The sequence below is a fragment of the Pseudoalteromonas sp. TAB23 genome, from assembly GCF_000498075.1.
GTDB classification, from domain to species: domain Bacteria; phylum Pseudomonadota; class Gammaproteobacteria; order Enterobacterales; family Alteromonadaceae; genus Pseudoalteromonas; species Pseudoalteromonas arctica.
Map to the genome: position 1 here is coordinate 1 of NZ_AUTP01000102.1, position 10,458 is coordinate 10,458.

Annotated in this window: 10 protein-coding genes and 2 pseudogenes; 8 read left to right on the top strand and 4 right to left on the bottom strand. The window is 39.1% G+C overall.

Annotated features, from left to right (window positions below; all coding sequences use genetic code 11):
* The 5 genes and pseudogenes from L654_RS01000000125355 to L654_RS0102530 all read left to right on the top strand — a co-directional run.
* Positions 1 to 399: pseudogene (locus L654_RS01000000125355) on the top strand (metallophosphatase); the annotation flags it as partial.
* 303 nt (positions 400 to 702) lie between these two features.
* Positions 703 to 1,749, top strand: a complete 1,047-nt coding sequence (gene hppD, locus L654_RS0102515; RefSeq protein ID WP_010555129.1) for a 4-hydroxyphenylpyruvate dioxygenase — start codon at positions 703 to 705, stop codon at positions 1,747 to 1,749.
* A 136-nt stretch (positions 1,750 to 1,885) separates the two neighbouring features.
* Positions 1,886 to 3,199, top strand: coding sequence for a fumarylacetoacetase (gene fahA, locus L654_RS0102520; RefSeq protein ID WP_024589440.1), 1,314 nt, complete (start codon positions 1,886 to 1,888; stop codon positions 3,197 to 3,199).
* A gap of 143 nt (positions 3,200 to 3,342) precedes the next feature.
* The gene (locus tag L654_RS0102525) at positions 3,343 to 4,506 is read left to right on the top strand and encodes a M23 family metallopeptidase (RefSeq protein WP_024607172.1); all 1,164 of its coding nucleotides are present in this window, start codon (positions 3,343 to 3,345) and stop codon (positions 4,504 to 4,506) included.
* Positions 4,496 to 4,978 carry a polymer-forming cytoskeletal protein gene (locus L654_RS0102530; RefSeq protein ID WP_024607173.1) on the top strand — a complete coding sequence of 161 codons (483 nt, stop codon included), beginning with the start codon at positions 4,496 to 4,498 and terminating at the stop codon, positions 4,976 to 4,978. The genes L654_RS0102525 and L654_RS0102530 overlap by 11 nt, the downstream gene beginning before the upstream one ends.
* A 21-nt stretch (positions 4,979 to 4,999) precedes the next feature.
* Here L654_RS0102530 and L654_RS0102535 read toward each other — a convergent pair whose 3' ends face one another.
* Complete coding sequence (locus tag L654_RS0102535; RefSeq protein ID WP_024607174.1) at positions 5,000 to 5,473, bottom strand: hotdog fold domain-containing protein; 474 nt, start codon at positions 5,471 to 5,473, stop codon at positions 5,000 to 5,002.
* Positions 5,474 to 5,656: 183 nt separating this feature from the next.
* Here L654_RS0102535 and L654_RS0102540 point away from each other — a divergent pair, with 183 nt between their 5' ends.
* The 3 genes from L654_RS0102540 (at position 5,657) to L654_RS0102550 (ending at position 8,029) form a co-directional block, all read left to right on the top strand.
* Positions 5,657 to 6,856: a multidrug effflux MFS transporter gene (locus tag L654_RS0102540; RefSeq protein ID WP_024607175.1), complete on the top strand. Its 1,200-nt coding sequence runs from the start codon at positions 5,657 to 5,659 to the stop codon at positions 6,854 to 6,856.
* Positions 6,853 to 7,497 (top strand): LysE family translocator, encoded by a 645-nt coding sequence (locus L654_RS0102545; RefSeq protein WP_024607176.1) that lies wholly within the window; start codon positions 6,853 to 6,855, stop codon positions 7,495 to 7,497. The genes L654_RS0102540 and L654_RS0102545 overlap by 4 nt, the downstream gene beginning before the upstream one ends.
* A gap of 67 nt (positions 7,498 to 7,564) precedes the next feature.
* Positions 7,565 to 8,029, top strand: coding sequence for a methylglyoxal synthase (locus L654_RS0102550; RefSeq protein WP_002958191.1), 465 nt, complete (start codon positions 7,565 to 7,567; stop codon positions 8,027 to 8,029).
* Positions 8,030 to 8,048: 19 nt separating this feature from the next.
* On the opposite strand, the gene yegD is transcribed toward L654_RS0102550, so the two are convergent.
* From yegD to L654_RS1000000127715, 3 genes and pseudogenes are all read right to left on the bottom strand, one after another.
* Positions 8,049 to 9,413 carry a molecular chaperone gene (yegD, locus tag L654_RS0102555; protein ID WP_024607177.1) on the bottom strand — a complete coding sequence of 455 codons (1,365 nt, stop codon included), beginning with the start codon at positions 9,411 to 9,413 and terminating at the stop codon, positions 8,049 to 8,051.
* 62 nt (positions 9,414 to 9,475) lie between these two features.
* Complete coding sequence (locus tag L654_RS0102560) at positions 9,476 to 10,318, bottom strand: DNA ligase (protein ID WP_024607178.1); 843 nt, start codon at positions 10,316 to 10,318, stop codon at positions 9,476 to 9,478.
* A 33-nt stretch (positions 10,319 to 10,351) separates the two neighbouring features.
* Positions 10,352 to 10,458 (bottom strand): annotated as a pseudogene (locus tag L654_RS1000000127715) (HAD family phosphatase); the annotation flags it as partial.

Here is a 10,458-nt window from a genome sequence, read left to right on the forward strand (position 1 = left end):
CCCGACTCTTGGCATCGTATAGCTTTTGTATTTTATACAGCACCAACCAATGGGGTGTTTGAAGTCTATATAGATGGAGAACTTGCTGGCGTAAAAGAGGATGGCGAAATCGATAGTCGCTGGGCACTCAATCAATCTGTATTACTTTTGACAGATAACAATTACGAGACAGTACCAGGGTACTTAAACTCGCTGCTTTATGCAGGACGTGCTATGACCAGAGATGAAATTAAAAGTATGGGCGGCGCACAACAAAAGTTGTCCTTTGAGCAACCGACGCGAGTGTTAAATCAAACGATTGAACGTCACTATCAAGCTGCGCCAGCGATAAAAACAAACCAATGGATTGAGCAACGTAACAAGTTCTTTGGTGGCAACTCTAAAAGTGTAAACAATTAAATACAACTAAGCTTTTTCTTGTTCATTCTAAAAGGAGGCTTCATGCAGGTGAACCCTCCTTTTTATTATTTAAAAACAACAAATTAAGAATAAAAACCACTATTCAATCCTATGGCGTATAACTTCATTTTACTTAACTGTATTACAAACACGTAACTTTATAATAACCGTCTTATAAAATTTACACATACACTACACACTAAATAGTGCCTCCCCCTTCCCCAAATCAAAAATCTGGTTGATTATCTACTGCAATATGACAACAACACATAATCGCAGTGCTTAATTGCGGGAGTAATAATAATGAGTGAAGTAAATAACTATTTAGGTTTAGTCGGTATTGAATTTACCGAGTACGCAACACCTGATGCTGATTATATGGATAAAGTATTTACTGATTTTGGCTTCTCTAAGCTTAAAAAATTCAAAGGTAAAGACATTGTTTATTACAACCAAAACGATATTCATTTTTTACTGAATAACGAGCGTGAAGGTTTTTCTGCAGAATTTGCTAAAAGCCATGGCCCTGCTATTTGTTCAATGGGTTGGCGTGTTGAGAATGCGCAAAAAGCATTTGAAACTGCAGTAGAGCGTGGTGCAAAACCAGCCACTGATTCAACACATAAAAACATGCCTTACCCTGCAATTTATGGCATTGGCGACAGCCTAATTTACTTTATTGAAAATTTTGGCGACAAAGGCACTATTTACGAAAGTGATTTTGAAGATTTAGAAACGCAAAATGTTGTAGAAGATAAAGGCTTTATCCGAATCGATCATTTAACCAATAACGTTTATAAAGGCACCATGGAAAAATGGGCTAACTTTTATAAAGACGTATTTGGTTTTACTGAAGTACGCTACTTTGACATTAAAGGTCAAAAAACAGCGCTTATTTCGTATGCATTAAAATCACCTTGTGGCACCTTCTCTATTCCAATAAACGAAGGTAAAGGTAACGATAACAACCAAATTGATGAATACCTTGGTGAGTACAACGGCCCAGGCGTTCAACATTTAGCGTTTTTAACAGATGACCTAGTAAGTTCTCTTGATAAGCTTGATAAATCAACAATTGCAACGCTCGATATTATCCCAGAGTACTACGATACTATTTTTGACCGAGTACCTTGGGTTGCTGAAGATAAAGAAAAAATTCGTAAGCACCAGATACTCGTAGATAGCCAAAGTGAAAATTGTTATTTATTACAAATTTTCTCTAAAAACTTATTTGGTCCAATCTTTATAGAAATGATCCAACGCGTTGATGATGGTGGCTTTGGTGAAGGTAACTTCCAAGCATTATTTGAATCAATCGAACGCGACCAAGAGCGTCGCGGCGTTTTATAAAATATTTGAGTAAATTAAAAGCAGCGAACTTCGCTGCTTTTTGTCGTTTTAATATTTAAAAAGTATGGCGCCAAGTACAAGTATGATTAAATAAACTATACCTTGTCGCCATACAGTAAAATCCAAAGGAAATGTAATGAGCCTAATTAACGAAACCCACGATATTAATTTAACCAGCTGGGTAGAGTCAGCTAATGTTGATAATTGCGACTTCCCTATTCAAAACTTACCGTTTGCAGAGTTTCGCCGTAAAGGGTCTGATGAGGCCTTTCGTGGTGGTGTTGCAATTGGTGACCAAGTAATTGATTTAGCAAAACTGAGAAAATTAAATGTTTTAACAGGTGACGCTAAAACAGCCGCTGATGCAGCAAGTGAAGCAACTCTAAATACATTTATGGGTTTAGGGGGGCAGTATTGGTCAGCACTTCGTTTAGCGCTTTCAAAAGCACTACGAGCAGGTTCTGAGCACCAACAAGCGCTTAGCGATACGCTTGTAGCACAATCTGACATAGAGTTTTCTTTGCCTTGTCGTATCGGTGATTACACCGACTTTTACACTTCTATTTATCATGCTACAGCTGTGGGTAGTTTATTTCGCCCTGATAACCCATTACTACCTAACTATAAATGGGTACCTATTGGTTATCATGGTCGCTCTTCATCTATTGACGTATCGGGTCAAACATTTCATCGCCCTAAAGGCCAAACTAAAGCGCCTGATGCAGAAGTGCCGTCATTCGGTCCTTGTAAACGTCTTGATTACGAATTAGAACTGGGTATTTACTTAGGTAAAGGCAATGCACTGGGCGATGCAATCGCTATCGAAAATGCAGAAAACCACGTATTTGGCTTTTGTGTATTTAACGACTGGTCTGCCCGCGACCTACAAGCTTGGGAATATCAACCGCTTGGTCCTTTTTTAGCTAAAAACTTTGCCTCAACTGTATCCCCTTGGATTGTTACAACCGAAGCGCTAGCGCCTTATAGAACAAGCTGGACGCGTGATGAAAACGATCCACAGCCTATGGACTATTTAGAGTCAAAAGCGAATCGAGACCAAGGTGCTTTTGATATTCAAATGGATGTTAAAATCCAAACGCAAAAAATGCGTAGCGAAGGCCATAACCCAACGCGTGTATCAACATCTAGCTTTAAGCACTCTTACTGGACTGTGGCACAAATGGTTACTCACCACACAGTAAATGGCTGTAACTTTATGCCAGGTGACATGTTAGGTTCGGGCACTCAGTCTGGTCCAACGCACGAAGAAGCGGGTTCTTTACTTGAACTATCTCGTGGCGGTAAAGAAAAAATTACGCTAAGCAATGGCGAACAACGTAGCTTTTTAGAAGATGGCGATAACGTTATTATGCGCGGCTGGTGTGAAAAAGAAGGCTATGCACGCATAGGTTTTGGCTCTGTAGAGAGCACAGTACTGCCTACAAAGTAATACGAGTATTAAAAAAATGATTAAAAGGGCTGCTTACTAAAAGCAGCCCTTTTTTATTAATTTTTGAACAGTTACAATTTTTTTCTAGCTTTTTTAACTCAAATTGCTATCTTAATTCGGTTAATAGCCAGTGTTTATATGCCATGTCAGTATTTATAAAGTCTTTTTATCATAAATTTTTCCCAGCTCGTCAGCTACTTATTCGCCAAAATGGCGAAGTTAAGCATGTTGTTTTAGCCTCTTGGTTTCAACTTTTTGTAGCATCGCTTATTTTAGCCACTTTTATTTGGCTGAGTATTTCGAGCTTTCGCGTTTACACACAAACTAATAAAATATCTGACATAGAACAAAGTCAAATAAACAAACAAACACTTTGGCAACAAAAAGTCAGTGAACAGCAAGCCCTGCAAGCAACGCAATTAGAACAACTTGCAATACTTGAGCAAAAGCAGGCGCTACTGCAAAGCATGATAGAGTCCCTTCCCGCTTCGATTAGCAAAGACGTTATTAAGCTTGATTCAGATCTTGACGTGCCAATCAATGAAAGCAGCAATGAATTTCACGAACCATTAGTCGATGAAAATCCAAAAAGTAAGCAGGCGCAGTTAATAGCTCCAATTCCATTCGCAACAAGAATTGCCAATTTGAATAATCATTATGAACAAAGCTTTAACTTTTTAGATAACCAAATTAGCGAACGTCACCAAGCTATTTTAGCTATGTTTAAAGGCGCAGGAATTGAGTCAGCGCTTGAGCAACACTTAATATTAAGTGCCCAAACAACCGCACAAGGTGGCCCACTTGATACATTTAACGAAACAAAAATTCCAAGCCACTTTTTAGCCATCGTTGATAAGTTATTAGCATTAAATAATTTAGAAAACTTTTTAACTGAACTACCAAACACCCTCCCCTTAGCTAAAGCTAAATATTATATTTCGAGTAGTTTTGGTCTTAGAAAAGATCCAATGAATAGTAATCATGCCTTTCATAAAGGAATTGATTTAGCCGGTTGGCATAAAACCGAAATATTCGCCCCAGCAGACGCTGTAGTGCTTCGTGCCGGTCGCAATGGTGGTTATGGTAACTTTATTGAGCTTGAACATAAAAATGGCTTAGTGACTCGATTTGGACACTTAAATAAAATTAAAGTAAAAAAAGGTCAGTTAATCACTAAACATGACGTAATTGGTTTAATGGGCAGCACAGGCAGAAGTACAGGTACTCATTTACACTACGAAGTATTACTTAACGGTAAACAAGTCAATCCTCTAAAAATAACAAAGGCGCTTTCTCGTGTTTGGTAGAAAAAAACAAAAAACAGTTAGCTCTAATTTAAAAAGAGTAAATCACACACCGTCTATTATTTCTGAAGACGTACGCCTTACAGGCACTTTAGTTAGCCAAGGTGAAGTACAGCTTGATGGCCGTATTGATGGCGATATAAAAGTGGAGCATTTAGTTATTGGCTCAACGGGTGTTGTTGAAGGTATTGTTGAAGCTAAAAGCGTCATTGTTAAGGGTAAAGTTATTGGCTCAATTAATGCTAGTGAAGTAAAAGTACAAAGTGGCGCTCATGTTCATGGCGATGTGTTTCACGATACATTGAGTATTGATGCAGGCGCAGTAATTGAAGGCAGTTTAAAGCAACGCTTTGAAAAAGAAGAGCCTGAACTAATTTCGAAAGAACTTAAACCCGCAAAAGAAGTTAAAGCATTGTTGAAGGAAGATGGCAGCGACTTATCGTTTGTAAATAAACAAGCCGCTGATAAAAGCTAAGTCAAATCAGCTTAACGTAAGTTACCTTTTTTCAGTAATGTACATAGTAATATCTGCAGTGAAAACAAGCTCATTGCGGGTATTATACAGTTTAACCGGTACTACTAAGTCTTCTTTATCAATCCACCTATGCGGTAAATCAATTTCAGCGACTGCTCTTACATCTGTATCTACTTTAGCCAGATACCTAACTGTCATCCCTTTTGGGATCCAACGATGCGTTTTAACTGGCACTGTTGCATCTACCATTACACCCGCACACAACTCAGCTAAGTTACACTGCGCAATAGCATGAATAGTTCCAATATGGTTATGGACGCTGCGACGATTTTTTACCACCGCACTACAATGCCCTTCTCGAAGATCGAGCACGTAAGGTTTCATCGAACCAAAATATGGCGCTTTAAAACAAACAGCTTTAGTAAAAAGCCAGTTCCCAAAAGGTAAGCGCTTAAATTTGTGCCATGTTTGTACAAGTGCGGATTTATTACTCATTATTATTTTCCATCAACAGTTACTTTTTTCAAATTAACACATCAGACCAGTTTTAAAAAGTGCATTTACACTGCCTTTTTAGCTTAATCCAATCAAAAAATAAAAATGACAACCTATGCAGGGGTCATAAGCCCTTTCTTTTTTACGAGTGCCCACCTAAAATACTCGGCAAAAGGAGACTCAATGCAAACACAGCCCGCTAAACCTAATATGACTTTGTTACTTATCCTAGCGTTACTCGTTATATTTTGCCCTATGGCAATCGATATTTACTTACCCGCTTTTCCTACTATTGCAGAACAATTTGCAGTTACAGAACAACAAGTTCAGCAAACCGTTGCTATTTTTATGCTAACAGTAGGTTTAGGCCAATTAATTGCGGGGCCTTTGGCCGATAGGTTTGGCCGAAAGCCAGTGGCTATAGTGGGTATAAGTTTATATGCAGGCTCAGCATTACTTGCCTATTACTCGCCTTCTTTTGAAGTATTGATGATTGCACGTGCTCTTCAAGGTTTTGGAGCCTGTGCCACATTTGTTGTCGCATTTGCGATAGTGCGTGACAAATATGGTAGTGAACGAAGTGGACAAATGATCACTTACCTTAACGGGATTGTGTGCTTTATTCCGGCAATGGCACCTATTTTAGGAGCTTGGCTTACCGTACAATTTGGCTGGCGTATGAACTTTATGTTTTTAACCGCGTTTGCCATTGTAGGGCTTGTTGTTACGCTATTCTTTTTTAGAGAAACTCGTCCTGCTGATAGCCATTATCAGGGGCATATTTTAGATTTACGTCGCTTTACACCTATTATAAAAACACCGGTATTTTTGTTTAATAGCCTAATTTGCATGGTCTCAATGTCGGCAATATTAGTTTATGTGACGCTAGCTCCAGGCTGGCTTATTACGCATTTAGGCGGCACTGTAGCCGACTTTACTTTTTGGTTTACGTTAAATGCCGTAATAAGTATTGTCGCTAGTTTTATTTTACCAACGTACATTAAACGAAATAGCCAACGTGCTTTGCGTGTCGGTGTGAGTGTACTGGTTTTTTCAGGCGTTTTAATGCTAGCCCTTAGCGGTATAGAGACGGCATTTGCGCTTATGTTACCTATTTTAATTGCAGCATTAGGCTTTGCTCTAAGTTTAGGCTCAGCTGCAGGTATGGCTCTGTCGAGTTTTCCTAAACAAGCAGGCACAGCCTCGGCATTACTTGGTGCTATGCAAATGAGTGGCGCGAGTATACTCGTTGTTTTAACCCAATATTTGGGGTTAAGTACACCGTGGTTAATTGCTTTTCATTTATTATTACTAGTTCCGCTTTGGATTATTTTAATTAGCAAAAAAGCACATACTTTACACCCAACTAAAAGCGCTCAATGATCAATCCTGATTTTTTAGTCTCGTTTTTATTAGCCAGCTTTTTAATGGCTGTAGCACCTGGGCCATCAAATGCATTTTTGATGGCACAAACATTTGCTAATGGTCGAAGCGCCGGTATGCAAAGTGCTTTTGGTTTTGCATTAGGTGGGGTTATTCATACTCTATTTGCTGTTGTAGGCCTAAGCGCAGTCCTAAAAGCTTCCCCAAGTGCCTATGCCGCAGTGCAATATGCAGGCGCAGCATATTTATGTTATTTGGGGTTTATGATGATTAAAGGCACGCTAAAGCAGCCAGAGCCTATATCTGATGACAAGCAAACCGATAAACCGCATATAAGTACCAGTAAAAAAAGTAATGTCATGTTTCAAGCCATGATGACTGAAGTGCTAAACCCTAAAGTGGCGCTGTTTTTTATTGCATTTATTCCGCAATTTGTAGATCCAACGCTTTCATCTACTACTTTTCAACTCGCTTTTTTTGGCTTGCTTTACCCTATTTTTGCTTTTCCGATTGACTGCACGTATATTTATTTTGGCGACAAAATTGCACAGTTTTTTAGACGTAACCCAAATAGCCAACTTTGGATTGATAGGATCACCGGCATTGTATTTATAGCCCTTGCTATCAATCTATTATTTTAACTAACCTGCACTTTGGTTAAGAGATTTATTACCCAGAGTTTAAGCTAACTAATAAAAAAGAATCAGCATGGAACAAAAAACACAATCTCTTCCCGCACAAAAAAATATTGCTTTAGTTGCCCACGACGGTAAAAAAGCAGCATTAAAATTATGGTGTGAAAAGCACAAAGAAATACTAAGTAAGCACACTTTATATGGCACAGGTACTACAGGGCATTTAATTCAAAAAACCACGGGACTTGATGTAGTTCAGCTTTTAAGTGGTCCTATGGGCGGCGATCAACAACTTGGCGCTAAAATAGCTGAACATGAGATACATGTTTTGATATTTTTTTGGGACCCATTAGCATCACAGCCTCATGACCCTGATGTTAAAGCACTGCTGCGTTTAGCCGCTGTTTGGAATATTCCGGTGGCGTGTAATGAGGTGAGTGCAGATATGTTATTAAGCTCACCACTTATGGATGTAGAGCTTGAACGTACATTGCCAGATTACGAAAAATACCTCGCAACCCGACAAATAGATCTTTAAACCTCAATTGTAATCTAGGTTATTTATAAAGCATGCTGGCCCATTTAGTCAGGCCAGCAGTTACACTACCAAAGTGGTCCCCGTTAACCATTTTTATATTGCCTAAGTGCTCACTTAAAGCCGCTTTAATCAATGGTGATTGTGCACTACCGCCTGTTAAGTAAATAATGTCTGGCGTGGTCGCAGCGTCGCTGATTGCTTGTTTTGCTAAAGTAACTATTTGGCTAATACTACTCTCAACGGCAACAGCTAAATCGCTTACCGATACATTTTTATTCAGCCCACTATCTAAAAAGCTTAAATCACAATCAAACGCACTAGCTGATGAAAGTGCTATTTTAGCCGCTTCACCTTGTTGTACTAACTGATGACCTTGCTTGTTTTGCTGTAAATGTATTAAACGCTTATAAAGCTCAGGCGCACTTACATCACGTAATTGTGCATTTAGCTCTCGGGTATGGCTTTCACTATAAAATTGGCTTTGTAAGTTTACATCGTTAATTTTACACGCTTGCCAAAACGCTTGATTAGGCAAAGGTAGACCTGATTTAAACGTACTGCCTAAACCCAATAACGGCATTAAACCATGAAAGCTCAAAGCAATATCTAAATCGTTTCCGCCAACACGTTTACCACTGTGAGATAAAAAATCGCCATCGCGCTGGCTATTTCCTCTAAAACTCGGACCCATTTGTACAAACGAGCAGTCACTCGTACCACCACCAATATCAATAACGAGTACTTTTTGATCCTGAGTTAAATCACTCTCGTAATCGATACCCGCAGCAAGTGGCTCATATAAAAACTCTACGTCTTTAAAACCAGCGCGTTTAGCAGCGCGTTCTAAAATACCAACGGCTTGCTGATTTGACTGCTCACCACCCACAGCTTGAAAGTTTACTGGGCGACCAATCACTGTTTGTGTAAGTGTTTTACCTAGAGAGAGCTCAGCGCGTTGCTTAATTTTTAAGATCATCGCGGTTGCAATATCTTCAAAAAAGTTAATTTGACCTTGCTTTAAACCTGTTGCGCCAAAAAATGATTTAGGGGACTTAACAAAGTAGCCTTCTTCAGGGAACTGCACGTACTCGCTAATCGCTTCACGACCAATAAATAGGGTTTCATCTGAAGGCTGTAAATCAAGGTCTGACTTAATACGAGGCAAGGTATTTAATAATGCTTGGCGCTGTGCTAAAAAGTCATGCTCATGGGCTGTGCCATGTAAGTGCTTAGCAACAAAGTCAACAACCAAGGCACTGTGATGAGTGTAAAGTGTAGACGGTAAGTAATGTTTTCCTTGCTCTAGCGGTACTAATTGAACATTACCCTCGCTCATTACACCCATAGCACAATTAGAACTACCGTAATCAAAACCTACAAACATACTTCACCATACATTACCAAAAAGGCCGCGCAATTTAGCACACTTTGTAAAAATTATAAATGTTATAAACTATCTCTTACTCGTAAAAAACTAGCAAAACGCGGTAAACCGTTTTTTGTTAATCCATGAAATCGGTACGTTACAGTGCTACCTATCTCAGGCGCCGTGGAGCGCTCTGCATCACTAAACCCAGTACCAATAGAAAACACCTGCCCTTGTGCTGTTTTTACCCTTAATGCCCCTAACATACCTTGGTATTTTCCTTTACCTGGTAAATGTGCAATCACAACCGCTTCTGCATCTAAATAAGGCTTTAGTTTTAGTAATGCATTGCTTCGACCATTGCTGTGCTTAGCACTAGCCAAATGAAGCATTACGCCCTCGCCACCCTGCTTAGTTATGTTTTCAAAATACTCTGTGAGCTGCTCATTATTAGTAAAGCTATATTGGACTACAACACTAATGTGCGGCGAGTTTAGGCTAGTAATAAGCTCATTATAGTTTTTATAGCGAGTGCTAAAAGGCAGATTTTCATCTGGCATATCAAATACTTTATAAGTAATAGTTTGCCAATCATGATTATTAGGTTTTTTAGTTCTTACTATGCCACTAAGCGCAGAAAAGTGCTCACGCTTGGTCCATAGCTCACCATCAAGCCATACATTTGGCAATGGCGCTGTAAACCAACTCGGCGCATTGATAATATTGCCCTTGCGAGTAACAAACTGCGTGCCGGTCCATATAGCTCTTACGCCATCATATTTTTCACTAACTAAATACTTACTTACATCGTAATGTTTAGTTTCGTTATATACTTTAGCCAGTAAAACAGAGGGTTGTGCTGCACTTATACATTGCGTAAAAAGTACAACAACAATTAAAAGCAGGTATTTAATAGTAAACATTGGCGCATCCAAGCAAGTAAAAGTTGGCTTAAACTATAGTTGAGATTGCACCCATTGCCAAAACTCATCTAAGTTACTCATTTTATAGGTAGCTTGGCTAAAATCGTGATCTTTTGTGTGGCTATTAGCAATGGCTACAA